This is a genomic window from Citrobacter sp. Cf136 (assembly GCF_030333815.1).
GTDB lineage: Bacteria > Pseudomonadota > Gammaproteobacteria > Enterobacterales > Enterobacteriaceae > Citrobacter > Citrobacter freundii.
In genome coordinates, this window is the sequence record NZ_JAOWFE010000029.1 from 328,435 (window position 1) to 353,441 (window position 25,007).

Below are 25,007 nucleotides of genomic sequence, written 5' to 3' on the forward strand. Positions count from 1 at the left end.
ACAGAAATGCCGGATGGCAACGCTTACGCGTTTTATCCGGCCTACAACCTCGTAGGCCGGACACCGCCATCCGACAAACATTCCAATTGTTATTTATCGCTGTCTTTCTGGATCTTCTTGATGATATTGGTCGTTGAGCAGCCATCTTCGAAGTTCAGCACCAGCACTTCACCGCCGTTCGCCCATACCTCTTTGCTACCCGCAATATCTTCTGGCTTATAGTCACCGCCTTTGACCAGCAGATCCGGCAGGATGCCGGCGATCAGACGCTGCGGTGTATCTTCTTCAAAAGAGACCACCCAGTCGACGGATTCCAGCGCGCCCAGCACGATCATGCGCTGTTCCAGCGGGTTGACCGGACGCGTTTCGCCTTTCAGACGTTTGGTCGACGCATCGCTGTTTACCGCCACGATCAGGCGATCGCCCAGCTTGCGCGCATTTGCCAGATAGGAAACGTGGCCCGCATGCAGGATGTCGAACACGCCGTTAGTCATCACCACTTTCTCACCGCGCTTGCGGGCGCTGGCAACGGCCTGTTTCAGCTCAGATTCGCTCATCACGCCAAAACCAGTATCAGCCCGACCACGCACCGCGTTTTCCAGTTCAATCGGAGAAACGGTGGAGGTTCCCAGTTTACCAACCACAACACCGGCTGCAGCGTTGGCAAAATAGCACGCCTCTTCCAGTGTGTTACCCGCCGCCAGCGTCGCCGCCAGCACGCCAATTACCGTATCGCCCGCACCGGTCACGTCATACACTTCCTGCGCCTGCGTCGGCATATGCAGTGGCGATTTGCCCGGTTGCAGCAACGTCATCCCCTGTTCTGAACGGGTAATCAGCAGTGCGGAAAGGTCGAAATCAGCAATCAATTTCATGCCGCGCTCAACCAGTTCATCTTCGCTTTTGCATTTACCCACTACCGCTTCAAACTCAGACAAGTTCGGCGTTAGCAGCGTTGCGCCGCGGTAACGTTCAAAATCGGTCCCTTTCGGATCGATAAGTACCGGCACGCCAGCCTTACGCGCCAACGCAATCATCTGCTGCACGCTTGCCAGCGCGCCTTTGGCGTAGTCGGAAAGCACCAGAGCGCCAATAGAACCCAGCGCCTGATTAATACGCTCGTGCAGCGGCTGCGGATCCACGCCTTCAAAACCTTCTTCAAAATCCAGACGAATCAACTGCTGGTTGCGGGAAAGCACGCGCAGTTTGGTGATTGTCGGATGCGTCGGCACGGAAACGAAGTCGCATTTTACGTTCACATCCGCCAGCGTTTTGCTCAGCGCACGCGCCGCGTCGTCGATACCGGTCAAACCCACCAGACGGGAATTTGCGCCCAGAGAGGCAATGTTCATCGCCACGTTTGCTGCGCCACCGGGACGTTCTTCGATGGTATCGACCTTCACCACCGGAACCGGCGCTTCAGGTGAAATACGGCTGGTAGGGCCGTACCAGTAGCGATCCAGCATCACATCACCGACAACCATGACTCCTGCACGTTCAAACTCTGGCAGCGTTACTTTCATTCCTGTCTCCTGAGAGATTCTCTGAGGGTCTTAAAATTTGCGCGCGATAATAGCACACTTCACTCGGCAACCAGCCACTTCTGCCAGCTGTCACGCACTAGCGTACGTTCAGCGTCAAAGTGCTCCAGCGCCACATGGCCCGGAAGTTCCTGCAACGCAAGATGGTGAAGTTCATCACGCAACGTCGTATAAGCACGGGTAAGTGCCAGCGCTTCCTGCTCGTCCATAATGTCGTTTTGCGCCAGTAATTCCAGAATGCGCACATTATCCGACCAGCGCGTCAGCTTCGGTTTTTCATGCGCATAGCGCAACACCAGATACTGCGTAATAAACTCAATGTCTGTGATGCCACCCTCATCCGCTTTAATATCAAAACGATCCCGATGCTTATTGCCCAAATGGGCGCGCATTTTCTCACGCATTTCACGCACATCGGTCTGCAAGGTTTTCCCATCACGGACGAGGGTCATGATATCGCGACGAATCGCATCAAACTGAGAGGTCAACTGCGGGTCACCATATACCACACGAGCACGCACCAGCGCCTGATGCTCCCACGTCCAGGCTTCGTTGCGCTGGTAATCGGCGAAAGCGTCGGTTGATGTCACCAGCATTCCCGCCGCGCCGGATGGACGCAGCCGCGCATCCACTTCGTACAAAATACCGGACGAGGTGCGGGTGCTGAAAAGGTGCATAATGCGCTGCGACAGACGCAGATAGAACTGTCGCCCGTCAATCTCACGCTCACCGTCCGTCATCACATCCATCGGGCAATCATGCAGGAAGATCAAATCAAGATCCGAACTGTAACCCAGTTCCCAGCCACCCAGTTTGCCATAGCCGACGACGGCAAAACCGCGCCCCTCACGTTCGCCAAGATGGGTAGGTTGCCCGTAGCGAGCAACCATCTGCGTCCACGCCTGCTGGACTACCGCATCAATAATCGCTTCCGCCAGCCAGGTTAAATGGTCGCTCACCTTCATCACCGGCAGCGTACCGGCGATATCAGCCGCGGCAATACGCAGTAGCTGCGTTTGCTTAAACTGGCGCAGTGCCTCCAGTTGCTGCTCTTCGTCATCTTCCGGCACGCGCAGCAAATACTGGCGCAGCTCATCACGGTAGGCGTCCGTCGCGGTAGGTTGATACAGGGTATTCGGATCCAACAGTTCATCAAGCAACAACGGATACCGCGCCAGCTGGCTGGCGACCATCGGCGAGGCCGCACAGAGCGAAATCAAATGCTTCAGCGCCCCGGGGAATTCGCTCAGCAGTTCCAGATAGGTCGTGCGAGTCACAATACCCACCAGCAGCGGTGTAATGCGTGACAGCGGGACTGAGGCATCGTCACGCGTACAGACATCGCTCAACAGATGCGGCATTAAATGATCCAGCACCTGTCGTCCGCGTGGGCCAATGGTGCGTTTATCCAGCTCTTTGCGGAAATCAGCAATCAGAGACAGCACGCGCCGCCGATCTTCATCCGCCAGATGTGTCAGCACTGGCGTGGTGTCATCTTCCTGTAAGGCATCCTGCCACAATTCGCGCCACTGTTCTGAGAGCGACTCTTCCTGGGTTTCGGCCTCGTCATCGCCAATCAGCTCGTTAAATACCCGGCGTACGTTGTCCATATGATTGGTCAGCACATCGGTTAACTGCTGCCAGTCATCAACGTTCATCCCCCACGCCAGCCGCGCGCGATTCAGTTCATCGCCTGGCAGCGTTTGGGTCTGCTCATCATTGATGCTTTGCAGCAGGTTTTCCAGGCGGCGTAAATAGAGATAGGCTGCGCGCAGTTGTTCCGCGTCGGTATCAGACAGCAAGTGCAGCGCATTGATGGAGCTAAGCGTCGGTAACAGCGAGCGGGATTGCAGCGATGGCTCGCGCCCACCGCGAATCAGCTGGAATACCTGCACGATAAATTCGATTTCACGAATGCCGCCCGCCCCCAGCTTGATGTTGTCTTTCAGGCCACGACGGCGCACTTCACGCGCAATCATCCCTTTCATGTTACGCAGCGACTGGATCACGCTGAAATCAATATAGCGACGGAAGACAAAAGGCCGCAGCATGGCACGGAGTTCATTGACGTAAGTGCCGTCGGCATCGCCCATAATGCGGGCTTTAACCATCGCATAGCGTTCCCAGTCGCGCCCTTGTTCCTGGTAATAATCCTCCAGCGCGGAGAAGCTCAGCACCAGCGGGCCGCTGTCGCCAAACGGGCGTAAACGCATATCCACCCGATAGACAAACCCATCCATTGTGGGCTGATCCAGCACTTTGATAAGCCGCTGGCCCATACGGGTAAAGAACTGGGCGTTATCCAGCTCGCGGCGCCCACCCTGTGTGCTGCCGTGTTCCGGCCAGGCAAAAATCAGGTCGATATCGGAGGAAAAATTCAGCTCGCCACCGCCCAGTTTCCCCATGCCTAAAATCAGCAGCGGCTGCGCAACACCTTCAGGATTACACGGCGTTCCCCACTCACGACAGCAGGCGTCATACAACCAGTCTCGAGCGGCAATAATCAGCGTTTCAGCCAGATGGCTTAACTGCTGCAAAATACTCTCTTCCGTCACCAGCGACAGCGTCTGTGCCCAGGCGATACGCACCATAATGCGACGGCGAAACAGGCGTAACTCACGCATCAGTGTGTTTTCGTCACTAACATCAGCCAATGCTTGCTGTAACCAGTTGGCATAGTGTTGCCATTCATCCGCCAGGGGTGGAGCGCTTTCCAGCTCAGCCAGCCATTCGGGATGGGCAATAATGCTGTCACGGACAAAATCACTGAATGTAAGTACTGACTTCGCCTGAACGCTAAGTGAGGACTCAGATATTGCTGCTGGCAGCCGCTCAACAACGGTCGGCCAGTACTGCTGTAACGGTGAAGAGAGCTGCTTCATTTACGGGTTATCCTTTGAATGGTGCCGGATGCGTCTTTTCGCTTTATCCGACCTACATGACAGTTACACACATCGCGTAGGCCTGATAAGCGCAGCGCCATCAGGCATCCCGGCCTCGGCCCTGATTATCGTTTTCCGCTGTGCAGCCAGAACGGTTCCAGTGCAATCGCCTCGTTACGGAAGTGTTCAATTTCAATATATTGGTTGGCCGCAATGGCGCGACGTAAGCCCTGCCAAGTAGCGATCCATTCCGATGCGACATTTTCGTCGTAGTATCCCGCCAGCATCAGCATGCTATCAATGTTGCGCGTCAAACGTGGAAGCTGATCGGCGTACTGATCGCCCAACGGCTGCGCAAAAGCGGTTTTCAGCTCAGCGGCATGGCGTGAAAGATGGGTATCAGAGAAGCGCTTAAAGGAGTCGGCAATTTTGCCCTGCGCCTTCGCATCCAGGAATGGCTGCCATCCTTTGGTCACCAGCCATTCGGTCAGCGCCAGCTTGGCCATTGCCGTTTGCGTACTGTAAACCGCCGAAATAGCAGAAACGTCCGACGCAATGATCGCTTCCGATTGGGTCAGCAAATCACGTAAGTGAGCGCTCGCTTTTCGTGGCACATTACCGCCAAACAACATCAGAATGTGACGCACCAGCCCCATTGCCGCCAGCACCTCGGCTTTCGCCCCTTTAACGCCGCGTACCCACAGTTCTTCGTGGTACTGCCACTGTGATAATGCCAGCTCCAGCGCCGCTTCCAACCCCTGCTCAATGCTTGCCTTCGCCGGAACCTTCAAAATCCGCGTCGGTTTGAGTTCGCGCGGCGCATTCCCCAGGGCCAAATGATAACCGCGCGCGGCTTTGCTCAAACTGCCCTGGCGTAAACCGGTTTGCGAAACCAGCTGGTTTGCCAGCTTCAGTACCGCACGGGTATCGCCGCTTAGCAGTTCAAGTTCAAGCTCACAGATAGGTTCTGCAAACTCGCCCGCTTTCACTTCCCCCACATCGAGGGCCATTTCAATCCGGCTGCCATCAACATCAACCAACCATTTCTCACGGAAAAAATCGGTGCTGAACAACGGCTGCACTTGAGAAGCAAGTTCAGCGGGCAGTTTGCCATCAGGCCAGGCTTCCGTTGGGAACAAGGCGAGATCCAGCTCAGGCGCGTCCAGCGCAACGTTAAATTCCGGTCGCTGATGCAGGCCGCCCGTCACGCGTCCGGCAATTTTCATGGTCATTTCGTAATGACCGTTTTCACCGCGAATACGCAGCCCCATATCGTGACCACGCAACCACGCATCCGGCGTTTCGTAGTAAATATTCAGCAACTGGCTGGGCGCATGATGCTCTCCCCCCAGCGTATTCAGACGTTCACGTAGCGCATCGACAGCGTCACTATTAACGATAAATTTTAATTCGATTTCCTGGGCCATGGTCTTGTACTTATGGGTTATGTCACAGTTGAGAAAACTGACTGCGAACTAAGTTCGTTCTTTATGGTCAGTAGATAGTATTTTGCGCCAAATTGCCATGCAACGAGCAATTTGACGGGCGTAAAAGTTTCGAGTGGTGGCAAAAAGGACACAGATGATTCCGATTGATGTCGAATGCTTTGCGTAGAGACACTGATGCCACTACTATCGTTCCACTTTCTATGACAATAACGACAGCCTGATGCCAAAATTACGCCTGATTGGATTAACTTTACTCGCACTTAGCGCCACTGCAGTCTCTCATGCCGAAGAAAAGCGCTATGTCTCTGACGAACTGAACACCTGGGTCCGCAGCGGTCCGGGAGATAATTATCGCCTCGTGGGTACGGTTAACGCCGGCGAGGAAGTCACGCTATTACAGACCGATGCCAATACTAATTACGCCCAGGTGAAAGACAGCACCGGACGTACCGCCTGGATCCCACTGAAAGAGCTGAACAGTACGCCGAGCCTGCGTACCCGCGTTCCCGACCTGGAAAACCAGGTTAAGATCTTGACCGATAAGCTCAATAATATCGATACCACATGGAATCAGCGTACCGCCGACATGCAGCAAAAGGTAGCGCAGAGCGACAGCGTTATTGACGGGCTGAAACAAGAAAACCAGAAGCTGAAGAACGAACTTATCGTGGCGCAAAAGAAGGTGAGCGCAGCCAACCTTCAGCTTGATGACAAGCAGCGTACTATCATCATGCAATGGTTTATGTATGGCGGCGGCGTGCTGGGTCTTGGTCTGCTGCTCGGTCTGGTTCTGCCACACATGATCCCAAGCCGTAAACGCAAAGATCGCTGGATGAACTGAATCGCCTTCTCCGCCACACTGACATATGATTAAGGGATATTTTTTTCAAAAGGAAAGTGGCGTGAAGATTTATCTGGTCGGTGGTGCTGTTCGGGATGCGTTATTAGGGCTACCGATTAAAGATAAAGATTGGGTCGTTGTCGGCGCCACGCCGCAAGGAATGCTCGACGCGGGTTACCAACAGGTAGGCCGCGATTTTCCCGTGTTTCTGCATCCGCAAACCCGGGAAGAGTATGCGTTGGCGCGTACTGAACGCAAATCAGGTTCGGGATATACCGGATTCACCTGCTACGCCGCGCCAGATGTGACGCTGGAGGCCGATCTTCAGCGGCGCGACCTGACCATCAACGCAATGGCCCGCGATGACAACGGGGAGATTATCGACCCGTATAACGGACGCGATGATCTGGAAAACCGCCTGCTGCGTCATGTTTCCCCGGCTTTTAGCGAAGATCCACTGCGCGTGCTGCGCGTAGCACGCTTTGCTGCCCGCTATGCGCACCTTGGCTTTCGTATTGCCGACGAAACCATGACGCTGATGCGCGATATGAACGCCGCTGGCGAACTGGAACACTTGACGCCAGAGCGCGTGTGGAAAGAAACGGAAGGCGCCTTAACCACCCGCAACCCACAGGTATTTTTTCAGGTCCTGCGCGACTGCGGCGCACTGCACGTTCTGTTTCCTGAAGTGGATGCTCTGTTCGGCGTTCCCGCGCCCGCGCAGTGGCACCCGGAAATTGATACCGGTATTCACACGCTGATGACGCTGTCGATGGCAGCCATGTTAAGCCCGGAGGTCGACGTGCGTTTCGCCACGCTGTGCCACGATCTTGGCAAAGCATTAACGCCTAAAGCGCTATGGCCGCGCCATCATGGCCACGGTCCGGCGGGCGTTAAGCTGGTCGAGCAACTGTGTCAGCGCCTGCGCGTGCCGAATGACATCCGTGATTTAGCCAAACTGGTGGCCGAGTTCCACGACCTGATTCATACCTTCCCGATCCTGCAACCGAAAACCATCGTTAAGCTGTTTGATTCCATCGATGCATGGCGCAAACCGCAGCGCGTGGAGCAAATCGCCCTCACCAGCGAGGCCGACGTGCGTGGGCGAACCGGTTTTGAAGCGGCGGATTACCCGCAAGGCAGGCTGTTGCGTGAAGCCTGGCTGGTTGCACAGGCGGTTCCCACGAAAGATGTCGTGGAAGCGGGATTCAAAGGTCAGGCAATTCGTGAAGAACTGACCCGGCGTCGCATTGCGGCGGTGGCCAACTGGAAGGAGAAGCGGTGTCCTAAACCTGCCCATTAAACTGACGTTGCCGGATGGCGGCATAAATGCCTTATCCGGCCTACATATTACGCCCGTAGGCCGGATAAGCGCAGCGCCATCCGGCATTTAGTGGCGATCAGAAAAAAACCACATAGACGGCAGCCGCCACAACAAAGCGGTAAATCGCAAACGGAATGAACGAGATACGCTTAATCAGCTGCAGGAAGGTTTTGATCGCGACCAGCGCCACGATAAACGCCGTCACAAAACCGACTGCAAACATCGGTAAATCTGATGCGCTAAGGAACGACCAGCTCTTGTAGAGATCCAGCGCCGTCGCGCCCATCATCATCGGCACCGCCAGCAGGAATGAAAACTCAGAAGCCGCATAACGGCTCACGCCCATCAGCATGCCGCCAGAAATCGTCGCCCCTGAGCGAGAAAAACCCGGCCACAGCGCCAGACACTGGAAACAGCCAATCATAAATGCCTGGCGATAGGTCATATCATCCAGACCCGGCGCGCGCGGCTCTTTCGGCTTCAGGCATTCTGCGGCAATCAGCAGTACACCACCCACCACTAGCGCATACATCACGTTGATCGGGTTAAACAGCGACTTGATGGTGTCGTGGAACACCAGTCCCAGTACAACCGCCGGAATCATCCCCAACAGGATATGCCCCAGCGTCAGCCGACCTTTGCCAGTACCTTCATGCGGAGCCTTGCCGAAGTGAATGCCTATCAGGCCAAACAAACGTCGCCAGAACATCACCACCACTGCCAGAATAGACCCCAATTGGATCACCACCTCGAATGTTTTTGCGGTATCACCCTCAAAACCCAACAGGTGGCCAACAATAATCATATGGCCGGTACTGGAAACGGGTAAAAATTCCGTCAATCCTTCGACCACACCCAAAATTGCCGCCACCAGCAGCGAGTGCATATCACTCATTAATAAACCCCTAGATAGAGAAAACACGGCAAAAAAGAGCCGACGAAAGGACTCTTTTATACCCGTTTGATTTAGAAATTATTAAATTAATTATTTTCTTTCAGATTATTGCCACGCTCAATGACGACCCCGACGTTTGCCGCACGGGCTACCGCGCCAGGTTTGCTGAGTTTGATCCGCACCCACGGTGAATTAAAGCGGTTAAGTAGCAAATCCGCCACCTCTTCCGCTACACGTTCTACCAGCGCAAAACGCCCACCTTCCACATGATTAACAACCGTTTGAGCAATATCAGCATAGCTCAGGCAATCAGCCACATCATCGCTTTTAGCTGATTTGCGGTTATCCCATGCCATTTCGATATCGAACACCAACCGTTGTTCGATCGTTTGTTCCCAGTCGTAAACACCAATAGTGGTGATTACAGAAAGTTGCTCTATAAATACAATATCCATCACGACCTGCCTGCTTTTTGGCTAACCCGGATACCACTTCCGGCGAAATATGCGTATTATCCACAGAAGTAGCGTTTTACACGACATTTTCAAAACGGAACAGCTTATGAGTGCAATCGCGCCTGGAATGATTATCTTCGCGTACCTCTGTGGCTCAATTTCCAGTGCTATTCTGGTATGCCGCCTTGCTGGATTGCCGGACCCGCGCGACAGCGGCTCTGGGAATCCGGGCGCGACAAACGTGCTGCGCATCGGTGGCAAGGGAGCCGCCGTCGCGGTACTGATTTTCGACGTCCTGAAAGGTATGTTACCCGTCTGGGGTGCCTATGCGCTAGGCGTCAGCCCCTTCTGGCTGGGATTGATCGCAATCGCCGCCTGTCTGGGACACATTTGGCCGGTATTTTTCGGCTTTAAAGGTGGAAAAGGCGTTGCCACCGCCTTTGGCGCAATTGCGCCGATTGGCTGGGACTTAACCGGCGTGATGGCCGGAACCTGGCTACTAACCGTCCTGTTAAGCGGCTATTCATCGTTAGGCGCTATCGTCAGTGCGCTGATCGCCCCTTTTTACGTCTGGTGGTTCAATCCCCAGTTCACTTTCCCGGTGTCCATGTTGTCGTGCTTAATTCTGCTTCGTCACCATGACAACATTCAGCGTCTGTGGCGTCGTCAGGAGCCGAAGATCTGGACCAAGCTAAAGAAAAAACGCGAAAAAGACCCCGAGTGATTTTATTGTCGGATAGCGACGCGTCGGCGTCTTATCCGGCTTGGGGGATGTGATACCCCTCCACCGGTTTGCCTAATCGGTTCTGACACCACGTCGCCAGAAACTCCACGCACACGCGAAGCTTCACGCTGCGATACAGCGGCTCCTGATAAACCGCCCAGATATTAGCGCTCTGCGCATAGTCCGGCAGCACCCGCTCCAGTTCACCGCTGGCCAGAAACGGTTGTACGTCCCATTCAGAACGCAGCATGATCCCTTTTCCCTGTAGCGCCCACTGCAGCACAATCTCACCGCTGTTAGAAGAAAGATGTCCCGCCACCTTAACCGACTTTTTCTCCTGACCGTTATCCAGTTCCCACACCCCGTGAGTCATATCCCGTTCTTTGGTGACCAGACAATCATGCCGAATTAATTCCTGTAACGTCGTCGGCTCACCGTATTTTTTTAAATACGTCGGTGCTGCGCATAATATCCTTTTATTTTTCGTTAACAAATGAGCAATATAATAATCAGGAATTTCATCATTGATACGAATATCCAAATCGATATTATCCTGCGCCAAATCAATTTGCCGATCGTAAAGTTCAAAATGTACCTGTAATTCAGGATAGCTGTGCATCAATTCTGTAATTGCCGGTGCAATATAACTGCGCCCAAAACCAAAGCTACAGCCGATACGAATCATCCCTGCCGGACGCGTTTTGAGTTGCGTAACGTCATCGACCAGATGTTGATAACCTGCGAGGATCGCCTGCGCGTGTTCATAGCAACGTTGACCACTCTCCGTTAGCGCCACGCCACGCGCCGAGCGGCTTAGCAACGTAGCCCCTAGCGTGGACTCGAGGATCTGAATGCGCTTCGTCACAAACGCGGGCGTCTGACCCAGCGTCGCAGCGGCGGCGCTAAAGCTGCCGCTATGAACAATTTCAACCAGCACCTGTAGGTCTTTCGCCAGGGGATACGTATTCAGCATGATCGGTAATCCGTAATGTGATTAACCGCAGTGTAATTCTCCCATACGTATTAAACCCTGCCCTGGCGCAATTTTTATTGCCTTATCTGGACATCATTCACGAACTGTTAATTAGATATTCACAGTGCCAAATAATATAAAACCACATTTTTAGTGGTAGTTTGTGGCGGAGAATTTATTTCCAGACAAATAAAAGAACTGGAGTTAATAAGATGAGCAATCAAAATAACCAACATGCGATAACTACGCTGACGAACATTGTCGCCGACTTTACCGCCATGATTTCTACCCGCATGCCTGACGATGTTGTGGATAAATTAAAACAGCTGCGTGAAGGCGAAACCTCGCCGATGGGTAAAATCATCTACCACACCATGTTTGACAACATGCAGAAAGCTATCGACCTGAACCGCCCTGCCTGTCAGGACACCGGGGAGATTATGTTCTTCGTGAAGGTCGGTTCCCGTTTTCCGCTACTTGGCGAACTGCAAAGCATTCTGAAGCAGGCTGTTGAAGATGCCACGGTAAAAGCGCCGCTGCGCCATAACGCGGTTGAGATTTTTGACGAAGTGAATACCGGAAAAAATACCGGTACCGGTGTGCCGTGGGTCACCTGGGACATCATCCCTGATAACGATGACGCGGAAATCGAAGTCTACATGGCAGGCGGCGGCTGTACGCTGCCGGGGCGCTCGAAAGTGTTAATGCCTTCTGAAGGCTATGAAGGCGTGGTGAAATTTGTCTTCGAAAATATCTCCACGCTGGCAGTTAACGCCTGTCCTCCGGTGCTGGTGGGCGTGGGTATTGCCACCTCTGTCGAAACCGCTGCCGTGCTTTCTCGTAAAGCGGTGCTGCGCCCAATCGGATCACGCCATCCAAACCCAAAAGCGGCAGAACTGGAACTGCGCCTGGAAGAAGGACTTAACCGTCTGGGCATTGGGCCGCAAGGGTTGACCGGGAATAGCTCAGTGATGGGCGTACATATCGAATCCGCCGCGCGCCACCCGTCGACTATCGGCGTTGCAGTCTCTACCGGCTGCTGGGCGCATCGTCGCGGCACGCTGTTGGTTCATGCCGACCTCTCCTTCGAAAACCTGTCTCACACCCGGAGCGCGTTATGAAAAAGATCCTCACAACCCCGATCAAAGCCGAAGATCTGGCAGACATTCGCGTTGGCGATGTCATTTACCTGACCGGCACGCTGGTGACCTGCCGCGACGTTTGCCACCGTCGCCTGATCGAACTGAAGCGCCCGATTCCTTATGACCTGAACGGCAAAGCCATTTTCCATGCGGGCCCGATCGTCCGTAAGAACGGTGAAAAATGGGAGATGGTCTCCGTCGGCCCAACTACCAGCATGCGTATGGAAGCGTTTGAGAAAGACTTTATCGAGCAGACGGGCGTCAAGCTGGTGGTCGGCAAAGGCGGCATGGGGCCGCTGACGGAAGAAGGCTGCAAACAGTTCAAAGCGCTGCACGTCATCTTCCCGGCTGGCTGTGCGGTCGTGGCGGCTACTCAGGTTGAAGAAATTGAAGAGGTACACTGGACCGAACTCGGCATGCCGGAATCTCTGTGGGTATGCCGGGTAAAAGAGTTCGGCCCGCTGATTGTGTCCATCGATACTCACGGTAATAACCTGATTGCCGAAAACAAAAAGCTGTTCGCTGAACGTCGCGATCCTATCGTCGAAGAAATCTGCGAGCACGTGCACTACATCAAATAACCCTCCCGGAGGGGCGTAACGCCTCTCCCTCTTCGCAGGGATACAACAATGGCACCTTTAGCTGGTTGGTGGCGATACCTGGCTCCGCTGGTGGTCATCGCCATTATTGCTGTTCTGCCCGTCCCCACCGGTCTTGAGAGTCACACCTGGCTCTATTTTGCCGTCTTTACCGGTGTGATTGTCGGGCTTATTCTGGAACCTGTACCGGGCGCGGTGGTGGCGATGATTGGCATTTCGATCATCGCCGTCCTTTCACCGTGGCTGCTGTTCAGTCCGGAGCAACTCGCGCAGGACGGTTTTAAATTTACCGCCAAATCGCTGTCGTGGGCGGTATCTGGATTCTCAAACTCGGTCATCTGGCTGATCTTCGCGGCCTTTATGTTTGGTACTGGCTATGAGAAAACCGGCCTTGGTCGGCGAATCGCGCTGATGCTGGTGAAAAAGATGGGGCACCGGACGTTATTTCTCGGCTATGCGGTGATGTTCTCCGAACTTATCCTCGCTCCCGTCACGCCTTCCAACTCCGCGCGCGGAGCCGGAATAATCTACCCGATTATCCGCAACCTGCCGCCGCTGTATAACTCGCAGCCCAATAGCGCCAGTTCACGCTCCATTGGCTCGTACATCATGTGGATGGGCATTGTCGCTGACTGCGTTACCAGCGCTATTTTCTTAACGGCGATGGCACCGAATCTGCTGTTGATCGGCCTGATGAAAGGCGCGTCCCACACCGCGCTGAGCTGGGGCGACTGGTTCTTAGGCATGCTGCCGCTGAGCATTTTACTGGTGCTGATCGTGCCGTGGCTGGCGTACCTGCTGTATCCACCGGTACTGAAATCCGGCGATCAGGTTCCACGTTGGGCGGATACAGAGCTAAAAGCGATGGGACCGCTCTGCGCTCGCGAGAAAAAGATGCTGGTACTGATGGTCGGCGCGTTAGTGCTGTGGATCTTCGGCGGCGACTACATTGACGCCGCAATGGTCGGATACAGCGTGGTGGCGTTGATGCTGGTACTACGCATCATTAGCTGGGATGACATCGTCAGCAATAAAGCCGCATGGAACGTCTTTTTCTGGCTGGCCTCGCTGATAACGCTCGCCACCGGGCTCAATAACACCGGTTTTATTACCTGGTTCGGCAAGCTGCTGGCGGGAGGACTGAGCGGCTATTCGCCGATGATGGTGATGGTGGCGCTGATCGTGGTGTTCTATCTGCTGCGCTACTTCTTTGCCAGCGCCACGGCGTATACCTCTGCCCTCGCGCCGATGATGATTGCCGCCGCGCTGGCAATGCCGGAAATCCCGCTACCGGTCTTCTGCCTGATGGTCGGCGCCGCCATTGGTCTGGGCAGCATTCTGACCCCGTACGCCACCGGTCCTAGCCCTATCTACTACGGCAGCGGTTATTTGCCAACGGTGGATTACTGGCGACTCGGCGCTATTTTTGGCCTGATTTTCCTCGTGCTGCTGGTGATCACCGGTCTGATCTGGATGCCCCTCGTTTTACTGTAATCTCCCTTGGGCGGCATATTGTCGCCCCTTAATCCATAAGCTTCTCATATGATCGATTTCCCGATGCGCTGAGGCATACTTTTTTGTATGCAAACACCCTCATGCTGATAGGGGAAACGCTCTGGACACGGTTGCGCACGAGACACTCACACGAGGCTGGCAGGCCGAACTGGAACTGCATTTTTCCTGTACCGGGCACAAAACGGTGCTCGCCTCGGCGCGTCATCATGGTCCATTGACGGTTCAGCGCCCGTTTTACCCGGAAGAGGACGTCTGCCACCTCTATTTGCTGCATCCACCTGCGGGGATCGTTGGCGGGGATGAGCTTCATATTGCCGTCACACTCGACGAAAACAGCCATGCGTTAATCACCCAGCCCGGCGCGGGCAAGTTTTATCGCAGCCGAGGGCCACAAGCGCTGCTGCGCCAGCATTTTACCCTCGCCTCGCACGCCACGCTGGAGTGGCTGCCGCAGGATACGATCCTCTTTCCCGGCGCCAACGCCGCTATTCAGACCGTCTTTCATCTGACATCCGCAAGTCGCCTGCTGGCCTGGGATCTGCTGTGTCTTGGCCGACCGGTTATGCAGGAAACTTTCAGCCACGGCATGCTGCAAAATCGCCTGGAAGTGTGGCGAGATGGGCAGCCGCTGCTGATAGAACGCTTGATATTGCAGGAGGGGAATCTGAGCGGCGTCGCGCATCATCCCTGGGTCGGCACGTTGCTGTGTTATCCGGCCAACGAACACATGCTGGAGGGCACGCGGGAGCGGCTTATGGCGCTTGGCGATTACGCCGGGGCAACACTTAACGACTCGCTGCTGACAATCCGTTTTCTTGCTAACGACAACCTGGTTGTTCAGCGCGTTATGCGTGACATCTGGCAATTTTTGCGCCCGCTGCTGACACATAAAACGCCTGTACTACCGAGAATCTGGCAAACCTAAGAGAACCCTTATGGAACTGACCCCCAGAGAAAAAGATAAGTTGTTGCTGTTTACCGCCGCGCTGGTGGCGGAACGTCGCCTGGCCCGCGGGCTGAAGCTGAACTACCCGGAATCGGTGGCGCTGATTAGCGCTTTCATCATGGAAGGGGCGCGCGACGGGCAAACTGTAGCCGCGCTGATGGAGGACGGGCGTCACGTCCTGCGCCGCGATCAGGTGATGGAAGGCGTACCGGAAATGATCCCGGATATTCAGGTTGAAGCCACGTTTCCGGACGGATCGAAGCTGGTCACTGTCCACAACCCGATCGTCTAAGGAGCGACAATGATCCCAGGTGAATATCAGATCGAAAAAGGCAGTATCGCACTTAATCAGGGGCGAGAGATCTGCACGATCGTGGTGGAAAATCATGGCGACAGGCCCATCCAGGTGGGATCGCACTATCACTTTTTCGAAGTGAACCCGGCGCTGCGCTTTGACAGGCTGGCCGCACGCGGCTTTCGTCTGAACATTGCTGCGGGCACAGCGGTGCGTTTTGAGCCAGGACAAAAACGCGAAGTCGAACTGGTGCGCGTTGCTGGCGCACAAAGGATCGTGGGTTTTCGTAGCGAAGTGATGGGCGCGCTGGAGGCAGATAATGAGTGACATTTCCCGGCAGGCGTACGCCGACATGTTTGGCCCAACCACTGGCGATAAAGTGCGCCTGGCGGATACCGACCTGTGGATCGAAGTGGAAAAAGACTTCACCACCTACGGCGAAGAGGTCAAATTCGGCGGCGGAAAAGTGATCCGCGACGGCATGGGCCAGGGGCAAATGCGCGCCGATGCATGTGTGGATCTGGTGATAACCAACGCGCTGATCGTCGATCACTGGGGGATCGTGAAAGCGGATATTGGTATCAAAGCCGGCAGGATCTTCGCCATCGGAAAGGCAGGTAATCCCGATATTCAGCCCAACGTTACGATCCCGATAGGCGTGGGAACTGAAGTCATCGCCGGGGAAGGCAAGATCGTCACCGCAGGCGGCGTGGATACGCATATTCACTGGATCTGCCCACAGCAGGCGCAAGAGGCGCTGGTTTCCGGCGTGACGACGATGATCGGCGGCGGTACCGGTCCGGCCGCGGGCACTCACGCCACCACCTGTACGCCGGGTCCGTGGTACATCGCACGCATGCTGCAGGCGGCAGACACGTTACCGGTTAACATCGGTTTACTGGGCAAAGGTAACGGCTCAAATCCTGACGCCTTGCGCGAGCAAATCACTGCAGGCGCAATTGGCCTGAAAATCCATGAAGACTGGGGCGCCACACCCGCCGCTATCGACTGCGCGCTGACCGTGGCCGACGAAATGGACATCCAGGTAGCGCTGCACAGCGACACGCTCAATGAGTCCGGTTTCGTGGAAGATACGCTGGCGGCGATTGGCGATCGCACCATTCATACTTTTCACACCGAAGGCGCGGGCGGCGGTCATGCGCCGGATATCATCACCGCCTGCGCACATCCGAATATCCTGCCCTCCTCTACGAACCCGACGCTGCCCTATACCATCAACACCATCGACGAGCATCTCGATATGCTGATGGTTTGCCACCATCTCGATCCAGATATCGCCGAAGACGTAGCCTTTGCCGAATCACGCATTCGCCGGGAAACGATCGCTGCCGAAGATGTGCTGCATGACATTGGCGCCTTTTCCCTGACCTCGTCCGATTCGCAGGCAATGGGGCGCGTGGGCGAAGTGATCCTGCGTACCTGGCAGGTGGCGCACCGCATGAAGGTTCAGCGTGGCCCGTTGGCAGAAGAAACCGGTGACAACGACAACCTGCGCGTTAAACGTTACGTCGCCAAATACACCATCAATCCGGCGCTAACCCACGGTATCGCCCATGAAGTCGGCTCCGTTGAACCTGGCAAACTGGCCGATCTGGTGTTGTGGTCACCGGCATTCTTTGGCGTAAAACCGGCGACGATCGTTAAAGGCGGGATGATCGTCTGTGCGCCGATGGGCGACATCAATGCCTCGATTCCCACCCCACAGCCGGTGCATTACCGCATGATGTTCGGCGCACTTGGCGCAGCGCGGCATCACACCCGGCTGACCTTTATTTCGCAGGCCGCTGATGCGCAAAACATCGCGCAGCAGCTCAACCTGCAAAGCGCCATCGCCGTCGTTAAAGGCTGCAGAACAGTGAAAAAGGCCAACATGATCCACAACGACCTGCAACCCAATATCACCGTCGATGCTCAGACCTACGAGGTGCGTATTGATGGCGAACTGATTACCAGCGAACCGGCAAACGTTTTGCCGATGGCACAACGCTATTTTCTGTTTTAGGAGTGACGATGATCTACCTGACCCAACGCCTTGACCACGCTCACCGCGTCACCGCAAGCGTCACGCTACCCATTGATATGCGGGTAAAAAGTCGTGCCAGAGTGGCGCTGAACGACGGTCGCGAAGCCGGGCTGATGCTACCGCGCGGTTTGCTGTTACGCGGTGGCGACCTGCTGACCACCGACGATGGAAGCGAGGTGATCGAAGTGATCGCCGCGCCGGAGTCGGTTTCCGTGGTGCGCTGCGCCGATCCTTTCCTGCTCGCCAAAGCCTGTTATCACCTCGGCAATCGCCACGTTCCGCTACAAATTCTGCCGGATGAGCTGCGCTACCACCACGATCATGTGCTGGACGCCATGCTGCGCCAGTTCAACCTCGAGGTGACGTTCGCTCAACTACCGTTTGAACCGGAAGCAGGCGCTTATGCCAGTGAATCACACGGGCATCATCACGGCCATGCGCACTGATGCATAACACCCAACAGCTGCGTCTGATGCAGCTCGCCAGCAGCGCACTCCCGGTGGGATCGTTTACCTGGTCCCAGGGTCTGGAGTGGGCAGTGGAGATTGGCTGGGTGAAAAGCGTCGATGACTTCTCTGCCTGGCAAATTCAGCAGATGGAGCAGAACTTTTTTACCGTCGACCTACCGCTGCTGGCGAGACTGTATCGCGCCTGCGAGCAGGACGATCTCGACGCCGCGCGCCGCTGGAGCGCTTACCTGTTGGCCTGCCGGGAAACTCGCGAACTGCGGGATGAAGAACGCAGTCGGGGCGCGGCGTTTACGCGGCTGGTCACCGACTGGGAGGCGGATTGCTCGCGAGAGTGGCGCACTCTCTTCGCTGACAGCCAACTCTGCGGCATGGCCTGGTTGGGCGTGCGCTGGAGAATTCCCCTGACCGAACTGGCGTTAAGCCTCGGCTACAGCTGGATTGAGAGCGCTGTGATGGCTGGCGTCAAGCTGGTTCCTTTTGGACAACAGGCGGCCCAGCGTTTGATTATTGCGCTCTGCGATCGCTATGCGCAGGGTCTGGCACAGGCGCTGGCGACGCCTGAAGACAGTCTCGGCTCCGCTACGCCGTTGGCCGCTATCGCGTCTGCCCGGCATGAAACCCAATATTCCCGATTATTCCGCTCCTGAGGAGAAAAAATGAGTAACTACAAGCATCCCCTGCGTGTGGGCGTTGGCGGCCCGGTCGGCTCCGGCAAAACGGCGCTGCTGGAAGCGTTATGCAAAGCCATGCGCAGTAGCTATCAACTGGCGGTAGTCACCAACGATATCTACACCAAAGAAGATCAGCGCATTCTCACCGAGGCGGGCGCACTGGAGCCAGACCGGATCGTCGGTGTGGAAACCGGCGGCTGCCCGCATACCGCCATCCGCGAAGATGCGTCGATGAATCTGGCTGCCGTAGAGGCGCTGAGCGAGAAATTCGGCAATCTGGATCTGATTTTTGTGGAAAGCGGTGGCGATAACCTGAGCGCCACCTTCAGTCCGGAATTAGCGGATCTGACGATCTATGTGATCGACGTTGCCGAAGGCGAGAAGATCCCGCGTAAAGGCGGTCCGGGGATCACTAAATCCGATTTTCTGGTTATCAATAAAACCGATCTGGCTCCCTACGTCGGCGCCTCGTTGGAGGTGATGGAACGCGATACCCTGCGTATGCGCGGGGAGCGTCCATGGACGTTCAGCAATTTAAAATCCGGAGAGGGTCTGGAAAAAATTATCGCGTTTCTGGAAGAGAAAGGAATGCTGCGGATGTAGCGTCTTGCCCGGTAACATTGCGCCACCGGGCAAAAAATCACGCCGCCGGTAATTCCGCCAGCGGCCAGCGTGGGCGCACGGTCACGCCAAGATCCGCCGTTGCGCCCGCTTTAAAGCGCACCATGCCCGCGTAGGCGATCATCGCCCCGTTGTCGGTACAAAACTCCGGACGCGCGTAAAACACATCACCACGACGTTTTTGCATCATCTCGGCCAGTTTCGCGCGCAGCGTACGGTTCGCGCTCACGCCCCCCGCCATCACCAGACGTTTAAAACCGGTTTGATCCAACGCGCGTTTGCACTTGATCATCAGCGTATCAACTACCGCATCTTCAAAGGCACGGGCGATATCTGCGCGCGTCTGATCGTCATTTTCGTTATTACGAATGGTATTCGCGGCAAAGGTTTTCAGCCCGGAGAAGCTGAAATCCAGCCCCGGACGATCGGTCATCGGGCGCGGGAAGACAAAGCGTTTTTCAACGCCTTGCGAGGCCAGCTTTGACAGCATTGGACCGCCAGGATAATCCAGTCCCAGCAGCTTGGCGGTTTTGTCGAACGCTTCGCCAGCAGCATCATCAATCGATTCGCCGAGTAATTCATACTGACCGATACCGGTGACGCTAATCAGCTGCGTGTGACCGCCAGAAACCAGCAGCGCGACGAACGGAAAAGCAGGCGGATTATCTTCCAGCATCGGCGCCAGCAGATGCCCTTCCATGTGGTGCACAGGAATTGCTGGTACGCCCCAGGCGAACGCCAGCGAACGTCCTACGGTTGCGCCAACCAGCAGCGCGCCAACCAAACCAGGACCTGCGGTATACGCCACCGCATCAATCTCTTTTGCCTTCAGTCCCGCCTCTTTCAGCGCGGCCTGGATCAGCGGTACGGTTTTACGTACGTGATCGCGCGAGGCCAGTTCTGGCACTACGCCGCCGTAGTCAGCGTGTAATTTCACCTGACTATACAATTGGTTGGCTAAAAGACCTTTTTCATCGTCGTAAATGGCGATGCCGGTTTCATCGCAGGATGTTTCAATACCCAGTACACGCATGACTTGTTTTACCTCGCTCTATTACCGCGCAGTGTAGGACCAATGCGGGTTGATGTAAAACTTTGTTCGCCCCAGGAGTTCCGCTCGTGTATACTCCTTGTCCTTATAAAAGTCCCTTTCAAAATCGCGTCGGTGCTTTACAAAGCAGCAGCAATTGCAGTAAAATTCCGCACCATTTTGAAATAAGCTGGCGTTGATGCCAGCGGCAAACCGAATTTATTAAAGGTGAGAGTTACATGCCGGTAATTAAAGTACGTGAAAACGAGCCGTTCGACGTAGCACTGCGTCGCTTCAAGCGTTCATGCGAAAAAGCAGGTGTTCTGGCGGAAGTTCGTCGTCGTGAGTTCTATGAAAAACCGACTACCGAACGTAAGCGCGCTAAAGCTTCTGCTGTGAAACGTCACGCGAAGAAACTGGCTCGCGAAAACGCACGCCGTACTCGTCTGTACTAATCCATTGAGAGCCAAAGCTCTCAATTCAGACTGAGTTGTAGTTGTAAGGCCGTGCTTCCGGAAGGAATGCGCGGCTTATTTTCGTTTATACACGTCATCATTCAAGCTGCCTCAGTGTTGGCTGCAGTCGCTCACCCCAGTCACGTACTGATGTACGCTCCTGAGGATTCGCTTCCTTGCCGCCTTGATGCATCCTGAATGATTTTGTGTATATGAGTCATCAAAAAACAGGGGCTTATGGCTGGACGAATTCCTCGCGTTTTTATCAATGACCTGCTGGCAAGAACCGACATCGTCGATCTCATCGACGCGCGGGTAAAGCTGAAAAAGCAGGGCAAAAATTATCACGCGTGCTGTCCGTTTCATAACGAAAAAACCCCCTCTTTCACCGTAAACGGTGAAAAACAGTTTTATCACTGCTTTGGGTGTGGCGCGCATGGCAACGCCGTCGACTTTCTCATGAACTACGACAAGCTCGAGTTTGTGGAAACCGTCGAAGAACTGGCCGCAATGCACAACCTTGAAGTGCCCTATGAAGCAGGCAGTGGCCCCAGTCAGATAGAGCGCCATCAACGGCAAAGCCTTTATCAATTGATGGATGGCCTGAACACTTTTTATCAACAGTCTTTGATGCAACCCGCCGCTACCCCTGCGCGCCAGTACCTGGAAAAGCGAGGATTAAGTAGCGACGTTATCACCCGTTTTGCTATTGGTTTTGCGCCCCCCGGCTGGGACAACGTCCTGAAACGGTTTGGCGGCAATGCTGAAAATCGCAAATCGCTGGTTGATGCGGGGATGTTGGTCACCAACGATCAGGGACGCAGTTACGATCGCTTCCGCGAACGGGTGATGTTCCCCATCCGCGACAAACGTGGTCGGGTCATTGGTTTTGGTGGACGCGTGCTGGGCGATGCCCTGCCGAAGTATCTGAACTCCCCGGAAACCGATATTTTCCATAAAGGTCGCCAGCTGTATGGTCTTTATGAAGCCCAGCAGGATAACGCCGATCCACAGCGCCTGTTAGTGGTAGAAGGCTATATGGATGTGGTGGCGCTGGCGCAATACGGCATTAACTACGCCGTGGCATCCCTTGGGACGTCAACCACCGCCGATCACATCCAACTGTTGTTCCGCGCGACGAACAACGTAATTTGCTGTTACGACGGCGACCGTGCCGGACGCGACGCAGCATGGCGCGCGCTGGAAACCGCACTGCCCTATATGACAGACGGACGCCAGCTACGCTTTATGTTTTTACCTGACGGCGAAGATCCCGATACGCTAGTGCGCAAAGAAGGGAAAGAGGCCTTTGAAGCGCGGATGGAGCAGGCGCTGCCGCTCTCTGCGTTTTTATTTAACAGCCTGTTGCCGCAGGTGGATTTGAGTACCCCAGACGGACGCGCACAGCTCAGCACGCTGGCATTACCGCTGATTACTCAAGTACCAGGCGAAACGTTGCGCATTTACCTGCGACAGGAGTTGGGAAACAAGCTCGGCATTCTGGATGACAGCCAGCTTGAACGTTTAATGCCAAAACTGGCAGAAAATGGGGCTTCCCGCCCTGTTCCACAGCTAAAACGTACGACCATGCGTATACTTATAGGGTTGCTGGTGCAGAACCCGGAGCTCGCCCCGCTGGTTCCACCGTTAGGCGCACTGGATAGCAATAAGCTGCCTGGACTTGGCTTATTCAGAGAACTGGTCAACACTTGTCTGGCTCAGCCAGGTCTGACCACCGGGCAACTTTTAGAACACTATCGTGGCACAAATGATGCTGCGACCCTTGAAAAACTGTCGATGTGGGACGATATAGCAGATAAAGATATCGCAGAAAAAACCTTCACCGACTCACTCAACCATATGTTTGATTCGATGCTTGAACTGCGCCAGGAAGAGTTGATAGCTCGTGAGCGCACACACGGTTTAAGCAGCGAAGAACGCCGGGAACTCTGGACGCTGAACCAGGAACTGGCCAAGAAATAAGAGAAAGACAAAACAAAGACAAAATCATTCGCGTTGTATCAAGGCAGCAAGTGAACGAACGCAGCTAACGCAGAGACAACGTGAAAGATGAAGTATTTAACGGCTTAACTGCCGAATATCGATCGGGAAGCCCCCGACAGCCGCACGGAGAGGCAGCGGCAAAATATAAGTATGCCCTCGTTTTGCCGTTGGCGGTTTTACCGCCCAACACCAATCAAACGAATTAAGTGTGGATACCGTCTTATGGAGCAAAACCCGCAGTCACAGCTGAAGCTTCTTGTCCAACGTGGTAAGGAGCAAGGCTATCTGACCTATGCCGAGGTCAATGACCATCTGCCGGAAGATATCGTCGATTCAGATCAAATCGAAGACATCATCCAAATGATCAATGACATGGGTATTCAGGTGATGGAAGAAGCACCTGATGCCGATGATCTGCTGCTTGCTGAAACCTCCAACAGCACCGATGAAGACGCGGAAGAAGCGGCTGCCCAGGTTCTGTCCAGCGTTGAGTCCGAAATCGGTCGTACAACTGACCCGGTCCGCATGTACATGCGTGAAATGGGTACCGTTGAACTGTTAACCCGCGAAGGCGAAATCGACATCGCTAAACGCATCGAAGACGGGATTAACCAGGTTCAATGCTCCGTTGCCGAATACCCGGAAGCTATCACCTACCTGCTTGAGCAGTACGATCGCGTAGAAGCTGAAGAAGCACGTCTTTCCGATCTGATCACTGGCTTTGTCGATCCAAACGCGGAAGAAGACATGGCGCCAACGGCGACCCACGTCGGTTCTGAACTCTCTCAGGAAGAGATGGATGACGATGAAGACGAAGATGAAGAAGATGGCGACGACGACAGCAGTGATGATGACAACAGCATCGACCCTGAGTTAGCGCGTGAAAAATTCGGTGAACTGCGTACTCAGTACGAAATCACTCGCGACACCATCAAAGCGAAAGGCCGCAGCCATGCTGCCGCGCAGGAAGAAATTCAGAAGCTGTCCGAAGTGTTCAAACAGTTCCGCCTGGTGCCGAAGCAGTTCGACTACCTGGTAAACAGCATGCGCGTCATGATGGACCGCGTGCGTACTCAGGAACGTCTGATCATGAAGCTCTGCGTTGAGCAGTGCAAAATGCCGAAGAAAAACTTCATCACCCTGTTCACTGGCAACGAAACCAGCGAAACCTGGTTCAACGCGGCAATCGCGATGAACAAACCGTGGTCTGAAAAACTGCACGATGTGGCAGATGACGTTCACCGCGGCCTGCAGAAACTGCAGCAGATTGAAGAAGAAACCGGCCTGACCATCGAGCAGGTTAAAGATATCAACCGTCGCATGTCCATCGGTGAAGCGAAAGCCCGCCGTGCGAAAAAAGAGATGGTTGAAGCGAACTTACGTCTGGTTATCTCTATCGCTAAAAAATACACCAACCGTGGCTTGCAGTTCCTGGATCTGATTCAGGAAGGTAACATCGGTCTGATGAAAGCGGTTGATAAGTTTGAATACCGTCGTGGTTACAAGTTCTCCACCTATGCAACCTGGTGGATCCGTCAGGCGATCACCCGTTCGATCGCGGATCAGGCGCGTACCATCCGTATCCCGGTACATATGATTGAGACCATTAACAAGCTCAACCGTATCTCCCGTCAGATGCTGCAAGAGATGGGCCGCGAGCCTACGCCGGAAGAACTGGCTGAACGCATGCTGATGCCGGAAGACAAGATCCGTAAAGTGCTGAAGATCGCTAAAGAGCCTATCTCCATGGAAACGCCGATCGGCGACGATGAAGATTCGCATCTGGGTGATTTCATCGAGGATACCACCCTCGAGCTGCCGCTGGACTCTGCGACCACCGAGAGTCTGCGTGCCGCAACGCACGACGTTCTGGCTGGCCTGACCGCCCGTGAAGCGAAAGTTCTGCGTATGCGTTTCGGTATCGATATGAACACCGACCACACGCTGGAAGAAGTCGGTAAACAGTTCGACGTTACCCGTGAACGTATCCGTCAGATCGAAGCGAAAGCGCTGCGTAAACTGCGCCACCCGAGCCGCTCTGAAGTACTGCGTAGCTTCCTCGACGATTAATCGTTTCTGTTATTAAGAAGCTCCCTCCGGGGAGCTTTTTTTTTGGGATTTTCCGCAGTGTA

At 54.7% G+C, this 25,007-nt stretch carries 23 protein-coding genes; 16 read left to right on the plus strand and 7 right to left on the minus strand.

Features of this window, described 5'->3' with window-relative positions; translation table 11 throughout:
* Nucleotides 1-89: 89 nt before the first annotated feature.
* The 3 genes from hldE to OGV98_RS02150 all read right to left on the minus strand — a co-directional run bounded on the left by hldE (nt 90) and on the right by OGV98_RS02150 (nt 5,850).
* Nucleotides 90-1,523, minus strand: a complete 1,434-nt coding sequence (hldE, locus tag OGV98_RS02140) for a bifunctional D-glycero-beta-D-manno-heptose-7-phosphate kinase/D-glycero-beta-D-manno-heptose 1-phosphate adenylyltransferase HldE (RefSeq protein ID WP_003838125.1) — start codon at nt 1,521-1,523, stop codon at nt 90-92.
* Between the two features lie 59 nt (nt 1,524-1,582).
* Nucleotides 1,583-4,423: a bifunctional [glutamate--ammonia ligase]-adenylyl-L-tyrosine phosphorylase/[glutamate--ammonia-ligase] adenylyltransferase gene (gene glnE, locus OGV98_RS02145; protein ID WP_202580992.1), complete on the minus strand. Its 2,841-nt coding sequence runs from the start codon at nt 4,421-4,423 to the stop codon at nt 1,583-1,585.
* A gap of 125 nt (nt 4,424-4,548) precedes the next feature.
* Nucleotides 4,549-5,850, minus strand: a complete 1,302-nt coding sequence (locus OGV98_RS02150; protein WP_003838121.1) for a CYTH domain-containing protein — start codon at nt 5,848-5,850, stop codon at nt 4,549-4,551.
* Nucleotides 5,851-6,091: 241 nt separating this feature from the next.
* Here OGV98_RS02150 and OGV98_RS02155 point away from each other — a divergent pair, with 241 nt between their 5' ends.
* On the plus strand, nt 6,092-6,712 hold the full coding sequence (locus OGV98_RS02155) for a TIGR04211 family SH3 domain-containing protein (RefSeq protein WP_003024650.1): 621 nt from the start codon (nt 6,092-6,094) through the stop codon (nt 6,710-6,712).
* 61 nt (nt 6,713-6,773) lie between these two features.
* On the plus strand, nt 6,774-8,015 hold the full coding sequence (locus OGV98_RS02160) for a multifunctional CCA addition/repair protein (protein ID WP_044713693.1): 1,242 nt from the start codon (nt 6,774-6,776) through the stop codon (nt 8,013-8,015).
* A 97-nt stretch (nt 8,016-8,112) separates the two neighbouring features.
* Here the strand turns inward: OGV98_RS02160 and bacA are convergent, their stop codons facing one another.
* Together bacA and folB are read right to left on the minus strand one after the other, a co-directional pair.
* Complete coding sequence (gene bacA / locus OGV98_RS02165; RefSeq protein ID WP_003838118.1) at nt 8,113-8,931, minus strand: undecaprenyl-diphosphate phosphatase; 819 nt, start codon at nt 8,929-8,931, stop codon at nt 8,113-8,115.
* 86 nt (nt 8,932-9,017) lie between these two features.
* Entirely contained in the window at nt 9,018-9,386 is a 369-nt protein-coding gene (gene folB, locus OGV98_RS02170; RefSeq protein WP_003838117.1) for a bifunctional dihydroneopterin aldolase/7,8-dihydroneopterin epimerase, read from the minus strand.
* 106 nt (nt 9,387-9,492) lie between these two features.
* On the opposite strand from folB, the gene plsY reads away from it, so the two are divergent.
* Entirely contained in the window at nt 9,493-10,110 is a 618-nt protein-coding gene (gene plsY, locus OGV98_RS02175) for a glycerol-3-phosphate 1-O-acyltransferase PlsY (RefSeq protein WP_003024662.1), read from the plus strand.
* 31 nt (nt 10,111-10,141) lie between these two features.
* On the opposite strand, the gene ttdR is transcribed toward plsY, so the two are convergent.
* Nucleotides 10,142-11,083, minus strand: a complete 942-nt coding sequence (gene ttdR, locus OGV98_RS02180; RefSeq protein WP_193339017.1) for an L-tartrate utilization transcriptional activator TtdR — start codon at nt 11,081-11,083, stop codon at nt 10,142-10,144.
* Nucleotides 11,084-11,295: 212 nt separating this feature from the next.
* Here ttdR and ttdA point away from each other — a divergent pair, with 212 nt between their 5' ends.
* The 10 genes from ttdA (at nt 11,296) to ureG (ending at nt 19,368) form a co-directional block, all read left to right on the plus strand.
* Entirely contained in the window at nt 11,296-12,204 is a 909-nt protein-coding gene (ttdA, locus tag OGV98_RS02185; RefSeq protein WP_016150995.1) for a L(+)-tartrate dehydratase subunit alpha, read from the plus strand.
* Nucleotides 12,201-12,806 (plus strand): L(+)-tartrate dehydratase subunit beta, encoded by a 606-nt coding sequence (gene ttdB, locus OGV98_RS02190; protein ID WP_032937359.1) that lies wholly within the window; start codon nt 12,201-12,203, stop codon nt 12,804-12,806. Before ttdA ends, ttdB begins: the two co-directional genes overlap by 4 nt.
* Before the next feature lie 48 nt (nt 12,807-12,854).
* Nucleotides 12,855-14,318 (plus strand): anion permease, encoded by a 1,464-nt coding sequence (locus OGV98_RS02195; RefSeq protein WP_032937357.1) that lies wholly within the window; start codon nt 12,855-12,857, stop codon nt 14,316-14,318.
* A gap of 121 nt (nt 14,319-14,439) precedes the next feature.
* The gene (locus OGV98_RS02200) at nt 14,440-15,264 is read left to right on the plus strand and encodes an urease accessory protein UreD (protein ID WP_202581315.1); all 825 of its coding nucleotides are present in this window, start codon (nt 14,440-14,442) and stop codon (nt 15,262-15,264) included.
* A gap of 10 nt (nt 15,265-15,274) precedes the next feature.
* On the plus strand, nt 15,275-15,577 hold the full coding sequence (locus OGV98_RS02205) for an urease subunit gamma (RefSeq protein WP_003024678.1): 303 nt from the start codon (nt 15,275-15,277) through the stop codon (nt 15,575-15,577).
* Nucleotides 15,578-15,586: 9 nt separating this feature from the next.
* On the plus strand, nt 15,587-15,907 hold the full coding sequence (locus OGV98_RS02210; RefSeq protein WP_061549552.1) for an urease subunit beta: 321 nt from the start codon (nt 15,587-15,589) through the stop codon (nt 15,905-15,907).
* Complete coding sequence (ureC, locus tag OGV98_RS02215) at nt 15,900-17,603, plus strand: urease subunit alpha (RefSeq protein WP_003846283.1); 1,704 nt, start codon at nt 15,900-15,902, stop codon at nt 17,601-17,603. The genes OGV98_RS02210 and ureC overlap by 8 nt, the downstream gene beginning before the upstream one ends.
* 8 nt (nt 17,604-17,611) lie before the next feature.
* Nucleotides 17,612-18,070 (plus strand): urease accessory protein UreE, encoded by a 459-nt coding sequence (gene ureE / locus OGV98_RS02220; RefSeq protein WP_003024684.1) that lies wholly within the window; start codon nt 17,612-17,614, stop codon nt 18,068-18,070.
* The gene (locus OGV98_RS02225; RefSeq protein ID WP_049002826.1) at nt 18,070-18,741 is read left to right on the plus strand and encodes an urease accessory protein UreF; all 672 of its coding nucleotides are present in this window, start codon (nt 18,070-18,072) and stop codon (nt 18,739-18,741) included. Before ureE ends, OGV98_RS02225 begins: the two co-directional genes overlap by 1 nt.
* Nucleotides 18,742-18,750: 9 nt before the next feature.
* On the plus strand, nt 18,751-19,368 hold the full coding sequence (gene ureG / locus OGV98_RS02230) for an urease accessory protein UreG (protein WP_003838095.1): 618 nt from the start codon (nt 18,751-18,753) through the stop codon (nt 19,366-19,368).
* A 37-nt stretch (nt 19,369-19,405) separates the two neighbouring features.
* Here the strand turns inward: ureG and tsaD are convergent, their stop codons facing one another.
* Nucleotides 19,406-20,419 carry a tRNA (adenosine(37)-N6)-threonylcarbamoyltransferase complex transferase subunit TsaD gene (gene tsaD, locus OGV98_RS02235; RefSeq protein ID WP_279279144.1) on the minus strand — a complete coding sequence of 338 codons (1,014 nt, stop codon included), beginning with the start codon at nt 20,417-20,419 and terminating at the stop codon, nt 19,406-19,408.
* A 236-nt stretch (nt 20,420-20,655) separates the two neighbouring features.
* Between tsaD and rpsU the strand changes: the two genes are divergently transcribed.
* From rpsU to rpoD, 3 genes are all read left to right on the plus strand, one after another.
* Nucleotides 20,656-20,871: a 30S ribosomal protein S21 gene (rpsU, locus tag OGV98_RS02240; protein ID WP_001144069.1), complete on the plus strand. Its 216-nt coding sequence runs from the start codon at nt 20,656-20,658 to the stop codon at nt 20,869-20,871.
* A 237-nt stretch (nt 20,872-21,108) separates the two neighbouring features.
* Complete coding sequence (dnaG, locus tag OGV98_RS02245) at nt 21,109-22,854, plus strand: DNA primase (RefSeq protein ID WP_003024697.1); 1,746 nt, start codon at nt 21,109-21,111, stop codon at nt 22,852-22,854.
* 243 nt (nt 22,855-23,097) lie between these two features.
* Complete coding sequence (rpoD, locus tag OGV98_RS02250; RefSeq protein WP_003024699.1) at nt 23,098-24,945, plus strand: RNA polymerase sigma factor RpoD; 1,848 nt, start codon at nt 23,098-23,100, stop codon at nt 24,943-24,945.
* Nucleotides 24,946-25,007: the final 62 nt, after the last annotated feature.

Bases quoted from the DNA above. Each gene is read 5' to 3' on its own strand.
- dnaG (WP_003024697.1), top strand. From the start codon at position 21,109: ATGGCTGGACGAATTCCTCGCGTTTTTATCAATGACCTGCTGGCAAGA.
- folB (WP_003838117.1), bottom strand. From the start codon at position 9,386: ATGGATATTGTATTTATAGAGCAACTTTCTGTAATCACCACTATTGGT.
- ttdR (WP_193339017.1), bottom strand. From the start codon at position 11,083: ATGCTGAATACGTATCCCCTGGCGAAAGACCTACAGGTGCTGGTTGAA.
- hldE (WP_003838125.1), bottom strand. From the start codon at position 1,523: ATGAAAGTAACGCTGCCAGAGTTTGAACGTGCAGGAGTCATGGTTGTC.
- OGV98_RS02210 (WP_061549552.1), top strand. From the start codon at position 15,587: ATGATCCCAGGTGAATATCAGATCGAAAAAGGCAGTATCGCACTTAAT.
- rpoD (WP_003024699.1), top strand. From the start codon at position 23,098: ATGGAGCAAAACCCGCAGTCACAGCTGAAGCTTCTTGTCCAACGTGGT.
- ureC (WP_003846283.1), top strand. From the start codon at position 15,900: ATGAGTGACATTTCCCGGCAGGCGTACGCCGACATGTTTGGCCCAACC.
- OGV98_RS02155 (WP_003024650.1), top strand. From the start codon at position 6,092: ATGCCAAAATTACGCCTGATTGGATTAACTTTACTCGCACTTAGCGCC.
- ttdB (WP_032937359.1), top strand. From the start codon at position 12,201: ATGAAAAAGATCCTCACAACCCCGATCAAAGCCGAAGATCTGGCAGAC.
- glnE (WP_202580992.1), bottom strand. From the start codon at position 4,423: ATGAAGCAGCTCTCTTCACCGTTACAGCAGTACTGGCCGACCGTTGTT.
- rpsU (WP_001144069.1), top strand. From the start codon at position 20,656: ATGCCGGTAATTAAAGTACGTGAAAACGAGCCGTTCGACGTAGCACTG.
- OGV98_RS02205 (WP_003024678.1), top strand. From the start codon at position 15,275: ATGGAACTGACCCCCAGAGAAAAAGATAAGTTGTTGCTGTTTACCGCC.
- ureG (WP_003838095.1), top strand. From the start codon at position 18,751: ATGAGTAACTACAAGCATCCCCTGCGTGTGGGCGTTGGCGGCCCGGTC.
- OGV98_RS02150 (WP_003838121.1), bottom strand. From the start codon at position 5,850: ATGGCCCAGGAAATCGAATTAAAATTTATCGTTAATAGTGACGCTGTC.
- ttdA (WP_016150995.1), top strand. From the start codon at position 11,296: ATGAGCAATCAAAATAACCAACATGCGATAACTACGCTGACGAACATT.
- tsaD (WP_279279144.1), bottom strand. From the start codon at position 20,419: ATGCGTGTACTGGGTATTGAAACATCCTGCGATGAAACCGGCATCGCC.
- OGV98_RS02225 (WP_049002826.1), top strand. From the start codon at position 18,070: ATGCATAACACCCAACAGCTGCGTCTGATGCAGCTCGCCAGCAGCGCA.
- bacA (WP_003838118.1), bottom strand. From the start codon at position 8,931: ATGAGTGATATGCACTCGCTGCTGGTGGCGGCAATTTTGGGTGTGGTC.
- OGV98_RS02195 (WP_032937357.1), top strand. From the start codon at position 12,855: ATGGCACCTTTAGCTGGTTGGTGGCGATACCTGGCTCCGCTGGTGGTC.
- ureE (WP_003024684.1), top strand. From the start codon at position 17,612: ATGATCTACCTGACCCAACGCCTTGACCACGCTCACCGCGTCACCGCA.
- plsY (WP_003024662.1), top strand. From the start codon at position 9,493: ATGAGTGCAATCGCGCCTGGAATGATTATCTTCGCGTACCTCTGTGGC.